Origin of the sequence: Pseudomonas sp. SWI7 (assembly GCF_006351945.1) — a bacterium.
In the GTDB taxonomy this organism is placed as follows: domain Bacteria; phylum Pseudomonadota; class Gammaproteobacteria; order Pseudomonadales; family Pseudomonadaceae; genus Aquipseudomonas; species Aquipseudomonas fulva.
In genome coordinates, this window is record NZ_CP040930.1 from 1,504,570 (window position 1) to 1,526,901 (window position 22,332).

Below are 22,332 nucleotides of genomic sequence, written 5' to 3' on the forward strand. Positions count from 1 at the left end.
TCAACACTCGACGAACGCAACGGCCAAGCCGCCGCGAGAGGTTTCCTTGTAGTTGGCGTGCATGTCCGCCCCGGTGTCGCGCATGGTGCGGATGACGCGGTCCAGGGAAATGAAGTGCTCTCCATCACCGCGCAGCGCCATCTGCACGGCATTGATCGCCTTGACCGCGGCGATGGCATTGCGCTCGATGCAAGGTACCTGTACCAGGCCGCCGACCGGGTCACAGGTCAGGCCCAGGTTGTGCTCCAGGGCGATTTCAGCGGCGTTTTCCAGTTGCGCCGGTGTCGCGCCCAGCAGCTGCGCCAGGCCTGCGGCTGCCATCGAGCACGCCGAGCCCACCTCGCCCTGGCAGCCCACCTCGGCGCCGGAAATCGACGCGTTCTTCTTGCACAGGATGCCCACCGCCGCAGCCGCCAGGAGGAAATCCACCACGTCGTCATCGCAGGCGCCGGGGTTGAATTTCATGAAGTAGTGCAACACGGCCGGGATGATGCCAGCTGCGCCATTGGTGGGTGCGGTGACCATGCGACCACCGGCGGCATTCTCTTCATTGACAGCCAGGGCGAACAGGTTGACCCACTCCATGGCGCTCAAGGTAGAACCGATGACATTGGGCTTGCCCAGCTCTTGCAAGCTGCGGTGCAACTTGGCCGCCCGGCGCTTGACCTGCAAGCCGCCTGGCAATACGCCCTCGTTGCGCAGCCCATTGTCGACGCACTCGCGCATGGCAGCCCAGATGCGCAGCAGCCCGTCCCGCACCTGCGCTTCGGGTCGCCAGGCGCATTCGTTGGCCATCATCAACTGGGCCACGCTCAGGCCATGCTGGCCGCACAGCGCCAGCAGCTCGGCTGCGCTGTCGAACTCGTAGGGCAGCGTGACGGTTGGCGCCAGCCCCGCGGGCGCGGTCAGCTCGGCCTCCTCGACAATGAAGCCGCCGCCCACCGAATAGTAGGTCTGGTGCAGCAGGCTGGTCTGCGCGTCGAACGCCTCCAGGCGCATGGCGTTGGGGTGATAAGGCAGGTTTTCATCGAGCAACAGCAGGTCGCGGGCGTAGTCGAACGCCACGGGATGGCTGCCGTCGACCATCAGGCAGTGCTCCTGCAGTACCTGGCCGATGCGCGAGTCGATGCTGGCAGGATCGATGCGGTCCGGCCACTGTCCCATCAGGCCCAGAAGGCAGGCCCGGTCGGTCGCATGGCCCACGCCAGTGGCCGAGAGCGAGCCGTACAGGCGTACTTCGACACGCTGGGTGCTTCGGAGCAGGCCCTGCTCGCGCAGCGCTTGGGCAAATGTGGCGGCGGCGCGCATCGGTCCAACCGTGTGCGAACTGGAGGGGCCGATACCTATCTTGAAAAGGTCGAAAACACTGATAGCCATGCTAATACCTGACGGGCGGTTGCTGCTGCCAAAACACCCAACGCTTGGAAACCCAGGGCGCACAGGCCCGTTTCGCGAGATACTGCGCGCCTGTGCTACAAATGACCAACGAAACTTCCTAAGCCAGCCTTTAGCAGGACTAAACCATGAGACGTCAACTGACAGGGCAATCCTTCGTCTGGCTGCACGTGTTCGCCTGTGCTGCCCGCCACCTGTCGTTCACCCGCTGCGCCGAAGAGCTGCATATCACCCCGGGGGCCGTGAGCCAGCAGATGCGCCAGCTGGAGGAACGGCTGGGTTATCGGCTGTTCCTGCGCCGCGCCCGTGGCGTGGAACTGAGTGCCGAAGGCCAGCGCCTGGCACAGACGGTGGCCGATGCCTATGGCAGCATCGAGGCCGAACTGCTGCGCCTGGATGCAGGTGAAATTCGCGGCACCGTACGGGTGCGCTCGATCCCATCGTTTCTGGCCAAATGGCTGACGCCGCGGCTGTCACGTTTCCAGCAGCGCTATCCCGACATCGAGCTGCGGCTGGTGGCCGAGGACAGCGCACAGGCACTGACGCCTGGGGATTTCGACCTTGCGATCGACCTGAATGACGGCAGCTACCCGGGCATGCTGTCGACGCCGCTGCTGGCCGAGCAGATCTTCCCGGTCTGCTCCCCGGCCCTGCTGCGTGGGCGCCCCCCGCTGCACGGGCCAGCGGACCTGGTGCATTACCCGTTGCTGCACGACATCACGGCGTGGCGAGGCAGCTCGGAATATGCCGAATGGGAGTTCTACCTGGAGGGCATCGGCGCGTCGGCGCAACCCGTTCGGCGTGGCCACACCTTCAACCGCAACCACTTGACCATCGAGGCGGCCATTGCGGGCCTTGGCGTGGCCATTGCCCGGCGTACTCTGCTCAACGACGAACTGGAGCGCGGCGCGCTGATCGTGCCATTCGGGGTCGCCATCCCCAACCACAAGCGCTACGTGGTGCACTACCCACCCGGCGGGTTGAACCAGCCCGGCGCGCGTGCGGTACACGACTGGCTGGTGGCAGAAGCGCAAGCATTTCGTGAATTGCATCCTCTGTCTGGCGCACCGCAAGACCTCTAGCGCAGAGCACCGAGGATGCTTGGAAGCGGTTAGGGTCGCTAATACGCCTGCTTGCCGGTAAAAGCGTTGAGGGTGCGCACCAGGATCACGAAATCCAGCCACAGGGACCAGTTGTTGATGTACTCGATGTCCGAATCGACGCGCTGGATCATCTGCTCGATGTCCTTGGTTTCACCCCTGAAGCCTCGCACCTGGGCAAGGCCGGTCATGCCCGGCTTGATGTTGTGGCGCGCAAAATAGTCGACGATGTCCTGGGAGTACAACGTGTCATGCTGCAACGCATGGGGCCTTGGGCCAACCAGTGACATCTCGCCCGTCAGCACGTTGAACAACTGTGGCAGCTCATCGAGGCTGGTGCGCCTGATGAACGCGCCGACCCGGGTCAAGCGCGGGTCGTTCTTCTGCGCCTGCTTGATCTGCCCGGCTTCGGGCTGGTGAACATGCATGCTGCGAAACTTCCAGATCCGAAACGACTCCCCGGTCCAGCCCGTGCGTTCCTGCCGGAAGAACACCGGGCCTGGGCTGTCGAGCTTGATTGCCAGGGCCACGGCCAGTAACACGGGCGATGCACACAGCAGAATCAGTGCCGCCAGGATGCGATCCTCGAGGTTCTTCAGGAACAGGCTCATGCCAGTCAAAGGGGTTTCGGACAAGGTCAGAACGGGAATGCCGGCGATTTCGCGCACGCTGTGATTGATCAGGCGCAGGGAGAAAATGTCGGGCACCCAGTTGACCGCGATGCACTTGTCGAGCAATTTGAAATAGACGTCGCTGATGACTTGCGAGCCTCCAAGGGGCGTTACCAGGTAGACCGTGCGAATGCCATGCTGGGCGACGATGCCGTCCAGATCACCGATATGCCCGAGCACCGGCAGGCGCTGCTTGCCTTGCTCAACGTCGTCGCCATGCGGCGCGGCCTCTGCAGTCAACACGCAGCCCACCACCCGTTCCCCGAACCAGGGGTTGCTGCTGATTTTCTGATAGAGAAAATTGGCCAGGTCCCCGTCGCCGATGATCAGGGCGTTCTCCAGGCGAGCGTGGGCGGTAAAGCGTTTTTGCAGTTCACGCACGGCAAAATGCAGGAACAGCTGGGCGATGTAGCCGATGACGAACAGTTCCACCACCAGCAACCGTGAGTAGGTTTCGCTCTGCTTGGTCAGAAAGGCCATGACCACCAGGAAGCAGAACGTCGCTGACCACGCCTTGAACAGCCGGAACGCCTTGATCGACAGCCCGACGTTGGTGCGATAGATGGCGTAGTGATCGTAAATGACCGCCAGCGCCCCGATCAGCAGCAACAGCATGATGACGTAGTCGGATGTGATGTAGCCGAACTGGTCGTAGATCAGGTACCAGGCGATGCCGGTCACCGCTACGCCATCCAGACCGGCTTGCACGGCGTTGCTGACACTGCTTCTGCGCTGAAGCAAAGACCGGCTGCTTCGGGGTTCGAACACCATTTCAGACCTCATCGATGGGTGCATGGCCAGGGCCTGTGATCGCCCCTTGATACTGAAGAACAGCGTTGGCGAAGCCGGTAAAGCAGCAGGCGCGCTCGGGTGTGTGTAGCCGTGATATCACTGTAGCAGCCCGTCCTTGGGTGCGCGGTGCCTTTGGGCAACCGCGCCATGTCGTCAGTCGCCAGGGTGCGGCGCTCGCTCTGCCTGGGCGAACCGCCGCGCGCGTAACAGAAATAGCGGATTGCCAACCACGTAGCGCATGAACAGCCGCCGTGGCTCGCACAACAGGCGGTACAACCATTCCGCACCCAGGCGCCTGATCCAGGCCGGTGCGCGATGGACCTTGCCGCCCATGAAATCCAGCACGGCGCCGCCGCAAACGATCGTGCACGCCAGGCCGGTGCGTTTGAGCGCAGCCGCCACCGCCTCCTGCTTGGGCATGCCCATGCCCAGCACGATGAGATCCGGCCGGTGCTTGGTCGCCAGGCGCAGGTAGGTCGGCACGTCGGCGAAGCCGTCATGCACCGAAACCGGCGTGACGCCATAGGTGGCAACGCAGCACTGAACAGCCTGCTCCAGGAAGGGCTGGCGGGTGCCCCAGAAGGCCACGCGGCGCCCACCATAGGCGTGCACCAACCGAGGAATGAAATCGGTCCCATTCATGTTCAACCCTGGCGCCAACCCAAGCTGCCGGTACAGCATCGCCATGCCCGAGCCATCGCGCAGCAGCACATCGGCCCCCAGCAGCGCCTCACCATAGGCGTCATCGCTAACGATCAGGTTCATGGCATGGGCATTGACGAAGCCCAGCACGGTCGGGGCTACAGGGGCAGCCAAGCCTTGCAGCAGGCGCTCGGCAGCCTCGTCGTCCTGGATCACCTGCAACTGGTCGATGACCGCGTGCCATCGTGCTCGCCACTGCTCACCGGCCATCAATCCTCCTCCCGGCGGGAGCGCACCCACTCCACCTGGCGTTTGATCAGAAAACCCACGTACACCGGGACCTTGCGCAAGGCGTAGAACGGCGCGTAAAGCAGCACCGAGAACGGAATCACGTCGCGGCAGAACCGCGCCCAGGCCAGCAGCACCGCAAGCGCCAGTAACAGCAACGCACTTAGCGCCATCCAGGCAGGTATCGCAATGCCTGCCACGGCGTAGGCCAACCAGGTAAGGGCGTTGAGCCCCAACAGCATCAGGACCAGCAAGGCCAGCGGAGGCACCAGCACGTCCAGCGTCAAACCGGCCAAGGCCAGGTTGCGCTGGCGCACGGCAGCCCAGGCGCGACGGGGCGCATCGGCCAGCATCAGCCCCAGGTGCCCGTGCTCCCAACGCGTGCGTTGGCTGTTCAGGCCCTGCTCGCTAGTGGGGAACTGACTGGTGACCAGCGCCTGCGGGCAAAACAATGGCGGCGTGCCCCGCTGGCAGAGGTCCAGGCCCAACTTCACATCTTCGACCAGATGCCCGTTGGCCAAGTCCACGGCGGCCAAGTCCTGCCAAGGGAACGCCATGCCCGAGCCCATCAACTGGCACGGCAGGCCCACCCGTGCCCAGCCACGGGGCCGGACCAGGTTCTTGACCCGCCAGGCGAACTCGGCCACCTGCACCTTGAGACCGGCACCTGCCGGCGCCCTCATGAGGTACAGCGCCTGCACGGGTCGGCCGCTCTGTGCGCAGCGACGGGCCAACTGCTCGAGCGCACCTTTCTCTGCACGGCAATCGGCATCGACGATGATCACCACCTGGCGTGGGTCGGCGGCCAGGTGACGCATGCCGAAGTCCAGCGCATAGCCTTTGCCCCGGCGCAAGGCATCCTGACGCACGACCACCTCGGCGCCGCCCTCCTCGGCCCGCCGCGCCGTGTCGTCGCTGCAGTTGTCGGCCACAACCAGCAGGCGGTCACCGGCTTGCAGTTGCGGCACGAGGCTCGCGAGCGTTGCGCCGATGATGCTCGCCTCGTCATGGGCCGGCACCAGCACGGCCACCTGCGGGCGCGTCCAGGCAGCGGCAGGTTGTGCACGAGCGGGCAGGTACGCCAGCAACACCTGCCCCAGCAGTACCAGCACCGGAACCGATACCAGGAACGCCAGTGCCCCCAGCAAGAACGTCAATACAGTGATCATGCCGTTGCCTTGAAATACTCGGCCAACCGGGCCGCCTCAGTGTCGACATCATGCCGTTCCAATACCCGAGCATGGCCGGCTGCGCCCATGCGCTGCAGCGCCTCGACGGGCTGCTGGAGGCACTCGGCGATGGCTTCGGTCAATTGTTCGACGTCGCCCGCCGGCACCAGCCAGCCGTTCTCGCCGGGGCGCACCAGCTCGGGGATACCTGCCACGTAGGTGCTCAGCACTGGACGGCGCAGCGCCATGGCTTCCATCAAGACCACGGGTAGCCCTTCGGCAAAACTGGGCAGCACCAGGGCACGCGCCGCCAGGATGTGCTCGCGCACTTGCGCACTGCCAATCCAGCCAGTGATGCGCACCTGGTGCTGCAAGCCATGATGGGCGATCAACCGTTCTATCTCCCCACGCAGCTCGCCATCACCGGCCAGCACCAGTTCGAAGGCGATGGCACGCGCCGCCAACCGGGAGGCAGCTTCGAGCAACAGCAACTGGCCTTTCTGCTCGCACAGGCGACCCACGCAAACCAGTCTCGGCGCCTGGGGTATCGCCACGCTAGGCACTTCATGAAACGCACGCTCCAGACCGCAATGCACTACCTTGACCTTTGGCCAGTGGGCGTGCGCCACCCAGCGATACAGCTGACTGCGTCCGTAGGCACTGACCGCTGCCACGAAAGCGGCTCGGTCGACCTTTTCGCCCAGGTGCAGGAACTGCGGTTTGTCGAACTCCTCCGGTCCGTGAACAGTGAAGCTGAAAGGCGGCCCACCCAGTGCATGGACGAGCATGACGACCTCAGCGGAGTTGGTGCCAAAGTGGGCATGGACGTGGGAGGCCCCGCTTTGCTGCAGCCAGAGCAGTACCTGACAGGCTTCGGCCAGGTACACCAAATGATACGGCCAGGTGCGGTCCGCCCTGTATCCCATGCGCAAGGCCAGGTTCAGGGTGTGCAGGAACCGCCGTGGCTGTGCCCGCAGCACGTGCCAGAGGGGTTTGAGCAAACCCGACAGCCCTTGCTGCAGCACATAAACCGTTTTGGCTTTCTCGCAAGCGTCCTCGGGATCCTGCACCTCGGCGTCCCATCCGCGCAGGGCAATGCGCTGTACCGTAATGCCCAGGCGTTCAAGCGCCAGGATTTCGCGCCGTATGAAACTGTGACTCACTTTCGGGTACTGATTGACGAAGTAAGCAATACGCATACAAATCCAGATCCAAACCCGCTTGATGACCCCCCGCGCCCGACAAGCCTTATGAACGGCCTTCTGTCAGGGGCGGAGCGTCCACTGCCGATGCATGCCCAGCGCATGCATCCCCTTGTAGTTCTTGTAGTTCATGGTTCCCGGCAGCGCCTGCCAAAGCCTCGTGCATGCGCGTGAAAACATCGTCGAGCAACGCCTGCCGGCGGCGGTACATGGCCCGTTTCTTGGCGGGAATATCCGAATCGGCGCGCTGTGCAGCCACCAGGGGCAGCTCGAAGAAACCGTTGCAGGGCGTCGGTTGGCCGCCGTGCTCCTGCCAGATAGCATCGTAGTCGGCCGCCAGTTCCCGGGCGGTGTCGGCGCCAAAATAAGGATGACGGTGGTGCCTGCAACGGTCGCTGACGGCCAGTATGCGATCGACCGAAAGCGAGCGCGCCAGGCATTTGAGCGCTTCGAGCACCAGGCTGCGCGGGCGCAGGCCTTCGAAATGCTTGGTCAGGTCGCGATAGATGGACAGGGATGTTTCGCTGTCGATGCCTTTGTGGATGCCTTGCACCGCGCCAATGAACAGCGTCAACGTGTTTGCGTCCCTGCACAGGGTGAAGGCGAGTGACGCGACCCGCAGGTCGCCCTGAAACAGGTTCAGGACCAACTCGCCTTCGCGTTTGAACCAGATCGGCCGGTCCAGTACCAGGCTGCAAGCGGGTGAATGATCCCCCAGGTCGCACAACACACGGCGTTCATCGCGGCCTGTGACCAGAAGCCCCGGCGCTTGTGCAGTCACCACTTCGAAATGCGAGGCCACGGCATCTAACCGTTGGGCCACGCTCCAGGCACTACTGATGTAGGGCCATTGCACCATGCCCAGCGCGTCGTCGCCCATGCGCTGGCGCCATTGTGGGCCCAGTGCAGTCGTCATGCGTCCCATGAAGCGCACAAGCGCGTGGCGATGGCTCATCATCAGCAGGGCCAGCGCGCACTTGCTCTTCACGGCGCGCGGGGTGAAACCGGGTTGCAACGTCGATACGCGGGTCACGAGGCGGACAAGCATCATGGGGTCATCTCACTTGTACTCGATCAGCGCTGATTTGCCGGGCAACAGCCGCTGGCGCCAGAATTTGAGTTGGCCCACTGCCTCTGGGAACTTGCCCAGCACCAGAAACAAGGCCTGCAACCTGCGTTGCCGGGGCGCCAGGGCGCCAGGCCTGGCCAACCGCAGGATTTGCAGTGGGTACAGCAGCAAGAGCGCCAGCCCCCCTGCCCCGAACATCAGACAAGCCAACAGTGTCAGCAGCGGAATCCCCAGCCCCCAGACCCAGGCACGGCGGGACTCACGCACCCAGTGCCGCTCGGGTGCAGCACCGTGCAACCAAGCGCCTTCGGCATAGGCGTAGCCGGCGCGCATGCTGCGTCGCCACCATTGGCTGAAGCGCGTCATGGCCGCATCGTGCAGGGTCATTTCGGCGTCCAGGCGCCAGACTTTCCAGCCCGCGGCTCGCAAACGCACGCACAGTTCCGGCTCTTCGCCGGCAATCAGCCCCGTCCGGAAGCCCCCTACGCTGGCGAACGCCTGGGCGCGCATCAACGCGTCACCGCCACAGGCCTTGGCTTGTCCAACCGGGGTGTCCCACTCCAGGTCGCACAACTGGTTGTACACGCTTTGCTGGGCAAACCGCTCGCGCCGCCGCCCACAGACCACCGCCACCTGCGCGTGCCGTTGCAGGAAGGCGTGGGCAGTGGGCAACCACTGGGGGTCGATCTCGCAGTCGCCATCAACGAACTGCACCATGTTCAGGCCAGGCTGCAGCTGGTGCAGCCGGGCGAAACCTTCGTTGCGCGCGCGGGCGGCGGTGAATGGAATGCTCAAGTCCAAGGCCAGGACGTGCACACCCAACTGATGCGCGAGCTGAACCGAGCCATCGGTCGAACCGGAATCCACGTACACCACCGTATCGACACGGGCCACCAGCGCACGCAGGCAGCGCTCCAGGCGCTGGCCCTCGTTGCGACCGATCACCACGACGCCGACCGCCTCCAGTTGTGTGCTCACGGCATCACCTGCGTCGCGGGGCTGTGCCTGGGCTTGATCACGGCCGGCACGCCGACCGCAATGCAGTTGTCCGGCACATCCACCAGCACGACCGCATTGGCGCCGATCACCACATTGTTACCAATGCGTATATTGCCCAGGATCTTGGCGCCGGTGCCAATGTCGACATTGTTGCCGAACACGGGCGCCACAGGCCGATCGACCTGCTTGAGCCCCACCACCACACCGTTGCGAATGCGGCAGTCGTCACCGAACCGGGCATAGCCGCTGACGATGATGCCGCCGAAATGATCGATGACGAAATGCCGGCCCACTACCGCCTCGCAGGGCAGTTCGACCCCGGTCAGGATCTGTACCAGCTTGAACAACACCTTGTAGACCAGCGAACAGAGCTTGCGCAGCGGCGCGGGCCTCACGCCATAGCGCCAGCGGCCAAATCGGTAGACCAGCATCACCCAGAACCCCTGGGCTCCCCAATCGCCCCCATGGGCCCGCAAATCGGCACGAATATTCTCGAACATGGTGCGCACTACCTTGTCGGCTGGGTGGCATAGCGGGTTTTGAACAGCAATGCCCACGTGGTGCGGCTGTGTAGCCAGCAGGCCCGCAAGGCCGCCCGCCCGCGCCGCTTGATCAAGGCCTTGAGCGCCAGTATCAGGTCACCCAGGCTCACCAGCAGCATATGCAGGGCAAGGCCGGCCCGACCGTGGTGCTTGCGAAAGTACAGCAGCTCGCTTTCTATCTGGTAAGCGGATATCTGCCGGCTCGCGGCTTCGAGCTGGGCCACCGACTTGGAGCTCTCGCCGCCGATGTGCACCACCGTGGTGTGCGGGTAGAACACTACCTTCCAGCCCGCTGCCTTGACGCGCTTGCAGTGGTCGACTTCTTCGTAATACAGAAAGAAACGGGGGTCGAACAGCCCGACCTGGTCGAGGACCTCACGGCGCACCAGGTAGAAACACCCAGGCAGCCAATCGCATTCGCGCACCGACCCATGGTCCCAGCTCATGTCATCAACGCGCTGTACGCCGGGGACGAAGCGTTCCAGGCCGGTGCGGGCAAGAAACACGTTGAGCGGTGTCGGAAAATACCGGCAGCTCGGTTGCAGGCTGCCATCGCGACCTTCGAGCCGAACACCCAGCACGCCACACTCCGGGTGCGCCTGCATGTAGTCCAGGGTCTTGTGCAACGCGTCCTGGGCCACGAAAGCGTCGGTGTTGAGCAGCAGGGCGTATTGACCTTGCAGGTGGGTCAGCAACTGATTGTTGGCACGGCCAAACCCTACGTTCTGCCGATTGCTCAGCACCAGCGCCTGAGGGCAGACCTGGGTCAAGCGGGCAAGTGAGTCGTCGGCCGAAGCGTTGTCCACCACCAGGTAGCGCGCCAGGTGCTCGCTGTCGGCGCTGCGCAAGGCATCGAACATGGGCTGCAGCAAACCGGCCGTATTGAAATTGACCACCATCACGTCCACCGGCTTAGCCATTGTCGCTGTCCCCGAAGAAGTACTGGCGCCGCTGGGCCATCAGCATGGGCTCCACCTGGGGGTCAAAAGCGCCCTTGCGCTGCTTGACGATGTCGATCCAGGGATAGGCTTCGCAGCGGGCTTCCACCCGTTTGATCAGCGCATCGGTGGTGCAGATGAAGGCCGCCGGGTTACCGCCATAGACGGTGCCGGGCGGCACGTCCTTGGTCACCACGGCCCCGGCGGCCACGACGGAGTCCGGCCCGATGGTCACGCGCGGCATGACGATTGCGCCGTGACCGATGAAGCAGTTGTCCTTGATGTCGATGAAGCCGACCGAGTCCAGGTGCTTGCCGAAGCGGTGCTCGATCAGCAGCACGACGCCGTCATGGCCGATGAGGGTGCAATCGGACAGGCCCACGCTGTTGCCAATGCGCACCAGCGATGGGTCGGTCACGTTGCAACCCTGGTTGATGTAGACGTTGGTGCCCACCGAGTGAAAACCGCCCCAGCGGGCCAGGTAGGTGCCCCATTCCAGCCCCGCTGGGTTGCACATTTTCTTGTACAAACCGCGTGCCCGTCCCGTGCGGTGGGCATACTGCATTACGGCTCTGCGTATCCATCCCATCATGCTGCCTGGCCTCGCAATCGATGCAACCTGAGTTATCCCTGGGCGGCGCCGGTCTCGTTCTTGTGTGTGCTGACCGCCGCACCCCTTGTCCTAAAGCCGGTGAATCACGCCGCGGCGCTCCTCTGGGCGCTCATGCGGGCATCGAGGTGTTCAGCCAGGCGCACGGCGAATTGCAACAGTGGCATGGTCGGGTTGGAGGCACCGCCGGTGGCGAAGATGCTGCTGCCGGCTGCATACAGGTTGTCGGTGCCGAACACTTTGCAGTCGCGGTCCACCACCCCATGACGGGCGTCGGCGGCCATGCGCGTGGTGCCCATGTGGTGGGCGTGCGGCGACAGCCTGAGCGGTATCGAGGTGTCGTAGACGAAGTCGTTGAGTTTGACGAACCCAAGGTTCTCCTTGGCCCACTGGGTCGCAAGTTCGGTGCCGATGCACTTGATCGTATGCCGGTCCTGCTCGTCGAGTACCCAGTTGACGTTGACCTTGGCCACGCCCAGCGCATCCTTCTCGTCGAGCAACGAGATCCGGCTGTGCAGGCTTGGGAATTGTTCGATCATGGTGCTGATGATGCCATCGCCCGGGCAGCTGAAGCTGGCGACGAAGGCCACCTTGCTGGCCACGCCCATGTCACAGGCCAGGGTTTCAAGGAAGTACTTGACCTCGGCGGTACGGCCGTAGGTTTGCACGTCGGCCAGCAGGGCGGCGCGCACATTGCCCTTGCCGATCTTGAAGTGCTCGATGAAGGCATCGGTGGTGTAGTACTCGCGCGGGTCGGGATCCAGCCCTGACTTGAGGATGAACGTGCCCATATCGATGTTCAGGTGCTCCATGAAACAACGGCCCACCAGGCCGTCCTGGCTGATCACACCGGCCGCTGCCAGGGAGCTGCTGTTGAGCAGTTGCCGGGCGTTCTCGATGGCGCCTGCGGCGAGGATGAAATGCCGTGCGACCTGACGCTGGCGGTTGCCAGCGTAGTCCGACAACAGCACTGCTGCCAGCCGGCCAGAGGCAGGGTCGAATTCGAGGTCCACGCAGTTGCAGTTGATGAATACGTCCAGCCCTGGGGTTTGTTCCAAGGCGGTGGCGTACTTCTGGGCAAATCGGGTTGGGGTGCTGAGCAGGAAGCGGTCCGGTTCGAACTCGTCGCCGTCCAGCCCCGTGTTGATGGCATGAAAGTCGGCACCGGCGGGCAGGTCGACGATGTCCATGGCGGCGGGCAGGTAGCGCGCGATTTCGGCATACTCAATGGGCCAGCCCGGCAGGTCACCTGGCGGTGCGATCGAAAAGTCGGACGGGCTGAAGGGTCGGCACCGGCCTGCCCAATGGTTTGAAGTGCCGCCTAAATAACGTAGCCGGGTCTGCTCGGCATACAGCTGCAGCCCGCTGGAGGTGCAGGCATACAGCTCCTGAGAGCGAGGTGCGTAGTCATGGCCGCCCCCCTCGGCCAGCAGCACGCTCCAGCCTGCGGCCGCCAGGCGCAGCCCCAGCGTGATGCCGGCCGGGCCGGCGCCGATGATGCACACGTCGTAACTGTCGCGCAGCGTCTTGTGTTCCTGGAAATCGGTGATCATGCCGACGGGCTCTTGAAATACTGAGACGGCAATACCCAGCCATTGATGACCACGAACGCCTCATTGGCCTCGGCGGTGGGCCGGGGCAGCGTTTGGCCGGCGACCGCTGTCACTGGGCCCAGCACAGCGCCTGCCGCCCCCACCACCGCGCACCCCTTCAGAAAGCCCCTACGCCCTACCCGTGACGCACACACGCTCTGCTTGCCCATGATTACCTGGCCATCCTCACGAAATTCCTACAGGTCGCGCTCAGATCCACTCGAATAAAGCGGTCAATGCAGCCCCGCACAGCGCCCCGGCCAACAGGGCCGGCAGCACTACAAGCTCGCGCTTGAGGCTGAACATTCCCAATTTGCTGTTCACGTAAACGATCAACACCAGTGTGGGCAGCGTGTGCAGGGCAACGCCCCAGATCGCCCAGTCCACCCCACCGAAATACAGCAGTACCGGCAGTAACCCCCACAACGAGACCAGGCGAATGATGTTGTCCATGGCCTGGTACTTGGTCAGCCCCAAGGCGATCCAGACCTGATGGGCCAATGTATAGCGCAATGTAAGGAATGACAGCGAGAGAATTGCGAGCATCGGCCCTGCTTCACGGTACCGCTCGTCGTACATCCAGCCAATGAGCAGCGGGCTGGCGGTCAGAAACCCTCCGCAGATGAACAGCACCAGCAGGTCCACCAATAGCCGAAAACGGTGATACAGGGCTACCAGACGCTCGCGATCATCAGCACGAGCCGCTTCGCTGAACGCCGGCAGCGCAACGGCGCCGACCACCTTCATGATGGCCATCTGCACTGCCCCCAGAATCAGCACGGCGATGGAGTACACGCCCAGCTGCGCCGCCGTCATGCTGGCACCGAACCAGATGCGGTCGCCATACATGGCCAGGACCCCGACCATCGAAGACAGCAGGATCCAGCGCCCGAACACGATCAGCTCGTTCAGGGCGGCGCGGTCCCAGTGCAGACGATTGCGAGGGCCCTCCAGCGCAGTGTGGCCCAGTACCGTCCAGGCCAGGGCGGACACCAGGCCAGCGCTGACCAGCGCCCAGATGGAATGGGTCAGGTAGCCCACCACGAGCATCACCAGCAGACCCGCGACTTGCGACGCCAGGTCGACCAGCACCACGCGCTTTTGTTGGAAGGTTCGCACTGCCACGTCTATCTTGGTGGACTGAAAACCCCAGATCACGGCAGACAGGCCGGTGATGGCCAGTACCGCCGGCAAAACCGGGGCCGCGTAGGTCGCGTCCGCAGGCCACAGCTCAGCCACCTGCGCCAGCCACGCGCCCAGGGCCAGCAGCAAGGTCAAGGCGAACAGGATGAAGCCGCGAATGATCTGGACAGTCCAGGCCGTGTTGAGGAAAACGGGGTCGTCACCTCGATGGCTCTGGATGATGTTCTGGCGTAAGCCAACATCGGAGAGCAAGTGAAGCAGTACCGAAACCGTGGTGGCGATGACCATGACCCCGAACATCTCGGGGACCAGGATACGCGCCATGATCAGGTTGCCGCCCAGGCGCATCAGTTGGGAAGCCACTTGCGAGACCAGGTTCCATGACCCCGCCCGCAAGGCCCGCGAGCGCAAGCTTGCGGTGGCTGACACCTCAATCGACGGCATGGGTTCTATCTCTGACTAGATGGCTAAAAGTCACTATAGTTTCAATCAGCCATGATGCTAGCCGTGGCCCACCGAAAGGAAGGTGTAAATAGCTGATGCCTGAACATTTTCGCGCGTTGATCGTCATCCTGTTCCTGGCCAGCGTGGTATTCGTGCTGGCTCGGCGTCCTGCCACCGACCTGATCCCGCTGCGCGATTTCAAGCGCCGGCGCAATCTCTGGTTCCTGCTGACGGTGCTGGCATTCGTCTCCCACAGTTTCTGGCTGTACCTGGCGGCAGGCGGGCTCATCCTGTACCTGGCCGGGCGTCGTGAACACAACCCCATGGCGCTGTTCTACCTGCTGTTGTTTCTGATCCCACCGGCGGCGGCGCAGGTGCCGGGGTTCGGTGTGGTCAACTACCTGGTCGACCTCAACCACATCCGCCTGTTGACACTGTGCGTGCTGCTACCAGCCGCCCTGGCCTTGCGTCGGCAGCCGGACACGCTGCGCTTTGGCCGCACCTGGCCAGATCGCCTGCTGGCGGCAAGCCTGGTGCTGATGAGTGTGCTCTATCTGCGCGAAACCACGCCCACCGATACCCTGCGCCAGGCCCTGTACCTGTATGTCGATGTATTTCTGCCCTACTACGTGGCCAGCCGTGGGTTGCGCCAGGTCAGCGACTTCAAGGACGCCATGCTGGCCTTCGTCCTGGTCGGCTTCCTGCTGGCGTTGATCGGGGTCGCCGAGTATGTACGTCACTGGTTGCTGTACAGCGCCCTGATCGACGCCATGGGTGTGCCGTGGAGCTTGTCGGGCTACCTGAGCCGGGGCGGCGCCCTGCGGGCCAGCGTCACCACGGGCCAGGCCATCGTGCTGGGTTATGTCATGAGTGTCGCCATCGGCCTGTTCCTGTTCGTGCAAGGCTATCTGCGCCGGCCGTTGCATCGCTGGATGGGCGCGCTGTTGCTGGCTGCCGGTCTGTTCGCGCCGCTCTCACGCGGGCCCTGGATTGGCGCTGCGGTGATCGTGGTGGTGTTCGTGGCGCTGGGCAGGGGGGCCGTGCGGCGCCTGGCCCTGCTGGCAACGGCGGGGGTGCTCGCCCTGCCGCTGCTCGGTGTGATACCGGGTGGCGATAAGGTGCTGGACCTGCTGCCGTTCATTGGCAACCTTGAAAAAGAGAACATCACTTACCGCGAGCGGCTCATGGACAATGCGTGGATCGTCATCCAGCGCAATCCGCTGTTCGGCTCGTTCGATTTTCGCAACACGCCCGAAATGCAGTCGATGATCCAGGGCGAAGGCATCATCGATATCGTCAACTCCTACATCAACCTGGCCCTGCACGTCGGCTTGGTCGGGCTCGGGCTGTTCGTGGCCTTCTTCGCCATGGTACTGCGCGGCATCTACAAGGCCATGCGCAGCTTCGACGACAAGGACGACGAACGTCGTCAGCTTGGCCGGGTGCTGCTGGCGACATTGATCGGCATCCTGGTGATCATCTTCACCGTCAGCAGCATCACGTTCATCCCGGTGGTGTACTGGTCCATCGCAGGGTTAGGCGTGGCCTATACCCACATGGTCCGCCGGCAGCACTCGCTCGCTACGCCCTCTTACGACATCCCCTCTGCGCAACCCAGGAGCCTTTCATGACCCTGTCTGCCTTGCGTGCCGTGCTGTGCCTGACCGCCCTTTGCTCCCTGGGCTTGCCCACGAGCGTTCGGTCCGAGGCGTGGCAGGTCAGCATCGATGAGCAAAACGGCCTGCCGGTGGTGACGCAGGGCGGCGGGCCGGTGATGAGCGCCAAGTTCGACTTCTGGGCGCAGGACTGGAGCTGGACGGGTTTCCAGACCGCCCTGAGCGTCGATGGCCCCGGGCGCTACACCTTGCAGGGGCTGAACAAGGCCCTGGATTTCGAGCTGAAGGCGGCGATCACCCAGGTGCAACCGCAAACCCTGGCGTGGGACTTCGACCTTGACGCCCATAGCCGCCAGCGCGATGTGATTGGCGGCGGCATGGTGTTCCAGTTCGATCCTGCGCAGATCGCGGGGGCCATGGGTGCCCCGCAACTGTTGGCCGACAACCGCGGGTGGTCCTGGGGCGGTACCGAGCAGGGCAGGCGTGTAGAAATGCGTTTCGACCCACCCTTGGCCAAGGTCTACTTCGAGCGCGGCAATCCTTCGGAGCTGCGCGCCTTCTTCTACAAGGACGCCATCGCTGCCGGCAAGCAACAGGTCAAGGCGGTGCTGAACGTAACCGGGGACATCGCACTCGCGCCCACCCCTACCGAGCGCTTCGGTCTGGTGGACCCTACTGCCTGGCCAGAGGACCAGTTGGACTGGCGCACATCCCCCGTTGACCTTTCGTTTCTCAATGCGCGGCAAAAGCCCGCCGGCAAGCACGGCTTTGTGCAGGCGCGCGGGGAACAACTGGTGTTCGAGGACAATACCCCCGTGCGTTTCTGGGGCACCAACCTGTCGGCTTACGCCCTGTTCAAGAGCCCTGACGAGGAGATTGCCCAGCAGGCAAAACGCCTGTCGGCGCTGGGCTTCAACCTTGTACGGCTGCACCATCACGACTCCCCCTGGGTGAGCCCCAATGTGTTTGGTGACGGCACGCAGGTTCGCGACACCCAGCAGTTGGACGCCGAGTCCATGCGCAAGCTTGACCTCTGGATCAAGGCGCTCAAGGACGAGGGCATCTACATCTGGCTGGACTTGCATGTCCAGCGCGCTCTGACCGCCCAGGACGGTATCGATGACTTTGGCGAACTGGCCAAGGGCCAAGCGCGGGTCGACCTCAAGGGCTACGCCTACGTCAACGCCAGCATCCAGCAGGCGATGAAAAACTTCGCCGCTCAGTACCTGGGCCATGTAAACCCTCTGACAGGCCTGGCCTACAAAGATGACCCCGCCATCGCGACCATCCTGCTCACCAACGAGAACGACATCACCCAGCACTACGGCAACGCCCTGCTGCCGGACAAGGGCGTCCCCCGTCACAGTCAGCGTTACATGGCCGCTGCCAAGGCGTTCGCCAGCCAGCACGACCTGCCAGCGGACCTGACCTGGCGGGCCTGGCAACCTGGGCCCTCCAAGCTGTTTCTCAACGACCTGGAGCAGCGCTTCAATGCCGACATGATCGCGCACCTGCGCGCCCTGGGGGTACGGGTGCCGATCGCCACCACCAGCACCTGGGGCGGCAACGGCCTGAGTGCCCTGCCCGCCCTCACGGTGGGTGATGTCATCGATGCCCACAGCTACGGCGCCAGTGGCCAGCTGGAGAAGAACCCGTTGACCAGCGACGGCTTGATCGACTGGCTGGCCGCCGCTCAGGTCGTGGGCAAACCGTTGACGGTCAGCGAATGGAACGCCGAGCCTTTCCCGTTGCCTGACCGGCATTCCCTGCCGCTGTACATCGCCGGAACCGCCAGCCACCAAGGTTGGGACGCCATGCTGCAGTACGCCTACAGTCAACAGGCGTTCAACCCCGGCTGGCGCACGGCAGACAACTGGCATGCCTACAATGATCCGGCATTGCTTGCCACGATGCCGGCTGCCGCACTGATGTACAGGCGTGGGGACGTTCAACCCGCCAGTACCCGCTACGTGTTCGCGCCGAGCCCCGAAACCCTGTACAACCAGGACATCACCCCACGTACCTCGGCGCTGCTGCGCACGGCCGTAGGCCTGGGCCAACTGCAGATCGCCTTGCCTGTCACGCCCCAGCTGCCATGGCTCAAACCTGCTGCCACCGCTGACGGAGCTACCGTGCTGCACGACCCTGCCCAGGCGTTGCTGCCGGCAGACGCGACCGAGTCGGTGAGCGATACCGGCGAGCTCAAGCGCAACTGGCAGTCAGGCCTCTACACCATCGACACGCCCCTCACCCAAGCGGCAACGGGCTGGCTGGGCGGGCGTACGGTCACCCTGGGGGATGTCCAGGTTCAGGCGAGCACACCCTACGCCAGTATCGCCGTGCAGAGTCTCGACGGTGTGGTACTGGGCCAGTCGCGCAGCCTGCTGGTGTCCCTGGGCACGCGAGCGGTGCCCCAGCCTGAGGAAAACACGCGCTTTCATGTCGAACCGCTCAAGGCCCAGCTGAGCATCAAGGCGCCTGCCGGGTTGAAGCTGTTCGCCCGCGATGCCCAGGCGCAGCTCAAGCCCCTGCCCGCCAGCTACCGTGATGGGCGTTATCACATCACCCTGGATGGCACCTACATGTCCAATTGGCTGTTCTTGAAATAGGGCAGATGGCCATCTACGCTCATGGCACCTGTTAGCCGAGCATCCCGCCTGCATGTCCCAGGGACGGTTCACGGTGTCTGTCGACAGCGGCTTCGTGGAGGTGTGGATGAGGTACCTGGTGGTGGGGGGCTCGGGCTATATTGGCTCGCACATGGTCGGCTATCTGTTGGCTGCCGGGCATGAAGTGGTGGTAGCGGACCTGGTATCTCCAGGGCCGGGCATTCAGTGGGCCAGGTTGGACATCGCCGATGAAGCCGCGCTCAACGTGCTGTTCGGCATGTGCACGTTCGACGCGGTCTTTCATTTTGCCTCGTTCATCCAGGTGGGCGAATCGGTCAGCGCTCCGGGCAAGTATTACCAGAACAACGTCGCCGCTACCCTGTCGCTGCTCCAGGCGATGGTCAGCGCAAGAATCAAGTGCCTGATTTTCTCCTCCACGGCGGCTGTGTATGGGGATCCGCAGTACGTGCCTATCGACGAGGCCCATCCCAAGGCGCCGATCAACCCGTATGGGTTGAGCAAGTGGATGGTGGAACAGATCCTTGAGGATTTCGATCGGGCTTACGGGCTCAAGTCGGTATGCCTGCGCTATTTCAATGCCGCAGGCGCCGACCCGGCGGGGTTGCTCGGCGAGCGTCATGAGCCGGAGACACATCTGATTCCGCTCATTCTCCAGGCCGCCTCTGGCCGGCGCGAGGCAGTGACGGTATTCGGCCGGGACTACCCCACCCCCGACGGCACGTGCATCCGCGATTACGTACATGTGACCGATCTGGCCTGCGCCCATGCGCTGGCCGTGGACTACCTGCTCGACGGCGGCGAGCGTGCAGTGTTCAACCTGGGCAATGGCCTGGGCTTCTCGGTGCAGGAGGTCATCGATGCGGCCAGGTCCGTGACGGGCCAACCCATCACCGTGCTGGACGCACCGCGCCGCGCAGGCGATCCGCCCCGATTGGTGGCCGACGCCAGCAAGGCCATGCAGGTGCTGGGCTGGCGGCCTGTGCACGCAGACCTGGAAGTGATCGTGGCGCACGCCTGGCAATGGGAGCGGCAGTACCCATGGCCGGCAATGACATGGCGTTGAGCGTCCATCGGGGCTGCCCGACGGCGCCCCTTGAAAACGCTCAATAATAGGGCTGCGGTTTTTCGTCGGCCTTATTCAGTACGGTGCCAATCAGGTTCGCCGTGCCCAGGTGGTGCAGGCAGTCCTCGATCTCTTTCTTGGTGTTCATGCCGTTGGCCACCACCAACAGCACGCAGTCGAACGTGGGTAGCACGGTGATCGCATCGTCGGAGCTAAGCAGCGGTGGCAGGTCGAAGATGCAGATGCGCGAGGCATAGCGATTACGCAGGTCTCTGACCAGGTGAGTGACCTTGGGTGAGCACAACACTTCGGTCGACATGGGTACCGGCACCCGCGTCGGCAGTACGACGAAACGAGGCAATGTGGGGTTCACCAGGCATTCCTGCAGCGGCGCCTGATCATCGAGAAACTCGTTCAGCGAGCAGTCCATGGGCAGCCCCAGGCTCCTGCCGACGCGAGGACGGCGCAGGTCGAAATCCACCAGCAAGGCGGTGCGGGTGGTGTAGTGGGCAATGCTCATGGCCAGGTTGATGGCCAGTACCGTCTTGCCCGCTTCGGGCGTGGGGGAGGTAATGGCCAGGGTACGCCAGCCGTTTTCCTCCATGGTCCTGAGCACCTGGGTGCGCAACAGGTCAATGGGCCCGTTCATGCTGGAGTTCTTGTTGTAGGCGACAATGCGGTGACGTTCCAGATGATCGGCCTTGAGCGCCACCACCTTGGTATTGACGTAGTCGAACTGCCCCGGGACCTCCGCAAGCGCGGTACCCGGTGCCGGGTTCACGGCCTGGGGCGTACCTGGAGTGACCGGGTGAAGGGTATTGCCATGAGCCGGTGTATTCCTGTCCATCACTGCTTTCCTATGCAAACCTGGAGGTGAGCTTGAGCAACAGCACATCCAGCGGCATGTAGAAGAGGTGTACCAGCCCTACCAGGATAGCCACCAGGCACAACGCTGCCAGGATCAGCCCGTTGCGCCAGCGCTTGCGCCTGGCCACGTCGGCGCGGGTGTCGATATAAGGCAGCGCCACCAGCACGCGCCTGCCAAGCAGGTTCTCCAGGGCGCCAACGCCACGCACGCGCTGGTTGAGCATCTCCAGCAACATGACCAGTGCCCCACCACCTGCCGGCGCCAGCACCAGGCCCAGTGCCGCGATTTTCTTGCGGTTGGGCTTGATCGGCTTCTCAGGCATCAAGGGCGGTTCGAGCAGCACGAAACGCTCGGCCTTGTTTTCCTGCTCAAGGCTCTCGGTAATCTTGGCGCCCATTTCCTTGGCCCGGATTTCCTCGTACTTCTTGCGCGCGTTGTCATGGTCGCGCATCAGCGTAACCAGGCCGCGCTCGACCTGCGGCGCTTCGAGAATCTCGGCTTCGTAACCTTCCATCTTGCGGGTCAGCTCGCGCTTCTGCTCGGCCAGCGAGGCAATGCGTACCTGTGCCGCGCTCATCTTGGCCCGTACGCGTGCCGCATCCAGGCTCACCGTCGAGGCCACGCTACCGGTCTGGCCACTGGCCTCCAGCGCTTGAATCTTGCGTTTGACCGCCGCCACGTCGGGGTGCGCTTCTTTGTAGCGGGTCAGCAAGCGGGCATATTCGGCCTTCAGGCTCGCCAGGTCCTGGGGCTGGTCGGCGCCCGCTGGGCGCGCGCCCTCGCCGGTTTTGGTACCTAGGCCGGCATTGGCGGCGGACAGTTCAAGCTCCAGGTAGCGCAGTTCCTCCTGGGCCGCCTTGTAATCGCGGTCGACCTCCCGGAACTCGAGCTCAGCCCGCGAAAGCATGTTCATGCGCAGCGTCTGATGCTCAGGCAACGCATTGGCATGGGCCTGCTTGAAGTCGGCCAACTGGTTCTCCAGGCTGGCCAGTTCTGCCCCCAGCTTGTTCGCCTCCTGGGTCAGAAACTCGGTGGTCTCGTTGGCCCGTTCGGTGCGCTGCTTGAGGTTTTCGTTGAGAAACAGCGTGACCAGTTCATCGGCGACTTCTTTGGCCACCTCTGCCTGACGATGCTCGAAAGACACGTTGAAGGCGACCGTCGCCTCGCCGCGCCCACGCACGAAGGTGGTCAGCGTCTGGACCGCGATGGCGTTGCGCATTTGGTCGATCTTGTCGCTTTCGCTCAAGCGCTTGTCGGCAAACAGTCCGTACTTGTCGATGATGCGCAGCAGGTTCTCGCGCGTCATCACCCGCTGGCGAATGACCTCGATGCGCTCGTCGGCAAAGCTGGTGGTGTTGGTCGACACCAGCTCGGGAGATATCTGCTGCGACTCCACCAGGATCGTGCCGGTGGACTGATAGATCGGTGGCACCGTCAGCGCCACGGCGACGGTGGCAGCCAGGATAACGGCTGCGCTGACCCCCAACACCACGGCCCGGTCCTTGATAATGGCGATGTAATCTCTGAGAGAGAGCTCGTAATCGGACTTCATGGGGCCA

At 63.6% G+C, this 22,332-nt stretch carries 19 protein-coding genes; 4 read left to right on the plus strand and 15 right to left on the minus strand.

The window, feature by feature from the left end:
* On the minus strand, positions 1 to 1,377 hold the full coding sequence (locus tag FH041_RS06520) for an L-serine ammonia-lyase (RefSeq protein ID WP_059184034.1): 1,377 nt from the start codon (positions 1,375 to 1,377) through the stop codon (positions 1 to 3).
* 146 nt (positions 1,378 to 1,523) lie between these two features.
* Here FH041_RS06520 and FH041_RS06525 point away from each other — a divergent pair, with 146 nt between their 5' ends.
* Entirely contained in the window at positions 1,524 to 2,477 is a 954-nt protein-coding gene (locus tag FH041_RS06525; RefSeq protein WP_027916333.1) for a LysR substrate-binding domain-containing protein, read from the plus strand.
* A gap of 38 nt (positions 2,478 to 2,515) precedes the next feature.
* Here the strand turns inward: FH041_RS06525 and FH041_RS06530 are convergent, their stop codons facing one another.
* The 12 genes from FH041_RS06530 to FH041_RS06585 form a co-directional block, all read right to left on the minus strand.
* Positions 2,516 to 3,937 (minus strand): undecaprenyl-phosphate glucose phosphotransferase, encoded by a 1,422-nt coding sequence (locus FH041_RS06530; RefSeq protein ID WP_027916334.1) that lies wholly within the window; start codon positions 3,935 to 3,937, stop codon positions 2,516 to 2,518.
* A 174-nt stretch (positions 3,938 to 4,111) separates the two neighbouring features.
* Complete coding sequence (locus FH041_RS06535; RefSeq protein WP_028687791.1) at positions 4,112 to 4,870, minus strand: WecB/TagA/CpsF family glycosyltransferase; 759 nt, start codon at positions 4,868 to 4,870, stop codon at positions 4,112 to 4,114.
* Positions 4,870 to 6,057 carry a glycosyltransferase family 2 protein gene (locus tag FH041_RS06540; RefSeq protein ID WP_140174281.1) on the minus strand — a complete coding sequence of 396 codons (1,188 nt, stop codon included), beginning with the start codon at positions 6,055 to 6,057 and terminating at the stop codon, positions 4,870 to 4,872. The genes FH041_RS06535 and FH041_RS06540 overlap by 1 nt, the downstream gene beginning before the upstream one ends.
* Complete coding sequence (locus tag FH041_RS06545) at positions 6,054 to 7,256, minus strand: glycosyltransferase (RefSeq protein ID WP_140174282.1); 1,203 nt, start codon at positions 7,254 to 7,256, stop codon at positions 6,054 to 6,056. The genes FH041_RS06540 and FH041_RS06545 overlap by 4 nt, the downstream gene beginning before the upstream one ends.
* A 49-nt stretch (positions 7,257 to 7,305) precedes the next feature.
* Positions 7,306 to 8,310, minus strand: coding sequence for a DUF535 family protein (locus FH041_RS06550; protein WP_027916338.1), 1,005 nt, complete (start codon positions 8,308 to 8,310; stop codon positions 7,306 to 7,308).
* Between the two features lie 9 nt (positions 8,311 to 8,319).
* A complete protein-coding gene (locus FH041_RS06555; RefSeq protein WP_049695991.1) occupies positions 8,320 to 9,306 on the minus strand; it encodes a glycosyltransferase family 2 protein in 987 nt (328 codons plus the stop codon).
* Positions 9,303 to 9,827 carry a serine O-acetyltransferase gene (locus FH041_RS06560; RefSeq protein ID WP_049695992.1) on the minus strand — a complete coding sequence of 175 codons (525 nt, stop codon included), beginning with the start codon at positions 9,825 to 9,827 and terminating at the stop codon, positions 9,303 to 9,305. Before FH041_RS06560 ends, FH041_RS06555 begins: the two co-directional genes overlap by 4 nt.
* A gap of 8 nt (positions 9,828 to 9,835) precedes the next feature.
* The gene (locus tag FH041_RS06565) at positions 9,836 to 10,789 is read right to left on the minus strand and encodes a glycosyltransferase family 2 protein (protein ID WP_033695182.1); all 954 of its coding nucleotides are present in this window, start codon (positions 10,787 to 10,789) and stop codon (positions 9,836 to 9,838) included.
* Entirely contained in the window at positions 10,782 to 11,399 is a 618-nt protein-coding gene (locus FH041_RS06570; protein ID WP_027916342.1) for an acyltransferase, read from the minus strand. The genes FH041_RS06565 and FH041_RS06570 overlap by 8 nt, the downstream gene beginning before the upstream one ends.
* A 104-nt stretch (positions 11,400 to 11,503) precedes the next feature.
* Positions 11,504 to 12,970, minus strand: a complete 1,467-nt coding sequence (locus FH041_RS06575) for an FAD-dependent oxidoreductase (RefSeq protein ID WP_027916343.1) — start codon at positions 12,968 to 12,970, stop codon at positions 11,504 to 11,506.
* Positions 12,967 to 13,179 (minus strand): twin-arginine translocation signal domain-containing protein, encoded by a 213-nt coding sequence (locus tag FH041_RS06580; RefSeq protein ID WP_027916344.1) that lies wholly within the window; start codon positions 13,177 to 13,179, stop codon positions 12,967 to 12,969. Before FH041_RS06580 ends, FH041_RS06575 begins: the two co-directional genes overlap by 4 nt.
* 40 nt (positions 13,180 to 13,219) lie before the next feature.
* Positions 13,220 to 14,596 carry an oligosaccharide flippase family protein gene (locus FH041_RS06585; protein WP_140174283.1) on the minus strand — a complete coding sequence of 459 codons (1,377 nt, stop codon included), beginning with the start codon at positions 14,594 to 14,596 and terminating at the stop codon, positions 13,220 to 13,222.
* Positions 14,597 to 14,691: 95 nt separating this feature from the next.
* Here FH041_RS06585 and FH041_RS06590 point away from each other — a divergent pair, with 95 nt between their 5' ends.
* From FH041_RS06590 to galE, 3 genes are all read left to right on the plus strand, one after another.
* Positions 14,692 to 16,227: an O-antigen ligase gene (locus FH041_RS06590; protein ID WP_042139422.1), complete on the plus strand. Its 1,536-nt coding sequence runs from the start codon at positions 14,692 to 14,694 to the stop codon at positions 16,225 to 16,227.
* Entirely contained in the window at positions 16,224 to 18,821 is a 2,598-nt protein-coding gene (locus FH041_RS06595) for a cellulase family glycosylhydrolase (protein ID WP_140174284.1), read from the plus strand. Before FH041_RS06590 ends, FH041_RS06595 begins: the two co-directional genes overlap by 4 nt.
* Before the next feature lie 106 nt (positions 18,822 to 18,927).
* Complete coding sequence (gene galE, locus FH041_RS06600; RefSeq protein WP_028687783.1) at positions 18,928 to 19,905, plus strand: UDP-glucose 4-epimerase GalE; 978 nt, start codon at positions 18,928 to 18,930, stop codon at positions 19,903 to 19,905.
* A gap of 40 nt (positions 19,906 to 19,945) precedes the next feature.
* Here galE and FH041_RS06605 read toward each other — a convergent pair whose 3' ends face one another.
* Entirely contained in the window at positions 19,946 to 20,752 is an 807-nt protein-coding gene (locus FH041_RS06605) for a CpsD/CapB family tyrosine-protein kinase (protein ID WP_088523732.1), read from the minus strand.
* Positions 20,753 to 20,762: 10 nt separating this feature from the next.
* Positions 20,763 to 22,325: a Wzz/FepE/Etk N-terminal domain-containing protein gene (locus FH041_RS06610; RefSeq protein WP_028687782.1), complete on the minus strand. Its 1,563-nt coding sequence runs from the start codon at positions 22,323 to 22,325 to the stop codon at positions 20,763 to 20,765.
* Positions 22,326 to 22,332 lie beyond the last annotated feature (7 nt).

Coding starts and splice junctions, on each gene's coding strand:
- FH041_RS06520 (WP_059184034.1), bottom strand. CDS start 1,377: ATGGCTATCAGTGTTTTCGACCTTTTCAAGATAGGTATCGGCCCCTCC.
- FH041_RS06525 (WP_027916333.1), top strand. CDS start 1,524: ATGAGACGTCAACTGACAGGGCAATCCTTCGTCTGGCTGCACGTGTTC.
- FH041_RS06530 (WP_027916334.1), bottom strand. CDS start 3,937: ATGGTGTTCGAACCCCGAAGCAGCCGGTCTTTGCTTCAGCGCAGAAGC.
- FH041_RS06535 (WP_028687791.1), bottom strand. CDS start 4,870: ATGGCCGGTGAGCAGTGGCGAGCACGATGGCACGCGGTCATCGACCAG.
- FH041_RS06540 (WP_140174281.1), bottom strand. CDS start 6,057: ATGATCACTGTATTGACGTTCTTGCTGGGGGCACTGGCGTTCCTGGTA.
- FH041_RS06545 (WP_140174282.1), bottom strand. CDS start 7,256: ATGCGTATTGCTTACTTCGTCAATCAGTACCCGAAAGTGAGTCACAGT.
- FH041_RS06550 (WP_027916338.1), bottom strand. CDS start 8,310: ATGATGCTTGTCCGCCTCGTGACCCGCGTATCGACGTTGCAACCCGGT.
- FH041_RS06560 (WP_049695992.1), bottom strand. CDS start 9,827: ATGTTCGAGAATATTCGTGCCGATTTGCGGGCCCATGGGGGCGATTGG.
- FH041_RS06565 (WP_033695182.1), bottom strand. CDS start 10,789: ATGGCTAAGCCGGTGGACGTGATGGTGGTCAATTTCAATACGGCCGGT.
- FH041_RS06570 (WP_027916342.1), bottom strand. CDS start 11,399: ATGATGGGATGGATACGCAGAGCCGTAATGCAGTATGCCCACCGCACG.
- FH041_RS06575 (WP_027916343.1), bottom strand. CDS start 12,970: ATGATCACCGATTTCCAGGAACACAAGACGCTGCGCGACAGTTACGAC.
- FH041_RS06580 (WP_027916344.1), bottom strand. CDS start 13,179: ATGGGCAAGCAGAGCGTGTGTGCGTCACGGGTAGGGCGTAGGGGCTTT.
- FH041_RS06585 (WP_140174283.1), bottom strand. CDS start 14,596: ATGCCGTCGATTGAGGTGTCAGCCACCGCAAGCTTGCGCTCGCGGGCC.
- FH041_RS06590 (WP_042139422.1), top strand. CDS start 14,692: ATGCCTGAACATTTTCGCGCGTTGATCGTCATCCTGTTCCTGGCCAGC.
- FH041_RS06595 (WP_140174284.1), top strand. CDS start 16,224: ATGACCCTGTCTGCCTTGCGTGCCGTGCTGTGCCTGACCGCCCTTTGC.
- galE (WP_028687783.1), top strand. CDS start 18,928: ATGAGGTACCTGGTGGTGGGGGGCTCGGGCTATATTGGCTCGCACATG.
- FH041_RS06605 (WP_088523732.1), bottom strand. CDS start 20,752: ATGGACAGGAATACACCGGCTCATGGCAATACCCTTCACCCGGTCACT.
- FH041_RS06610 (WP_028687782.1), bottom strand. CDS start 22,325: ATGAAGTCCGATTACGAGCTCTCTCTCAGAGATTACATCGCCATTATC.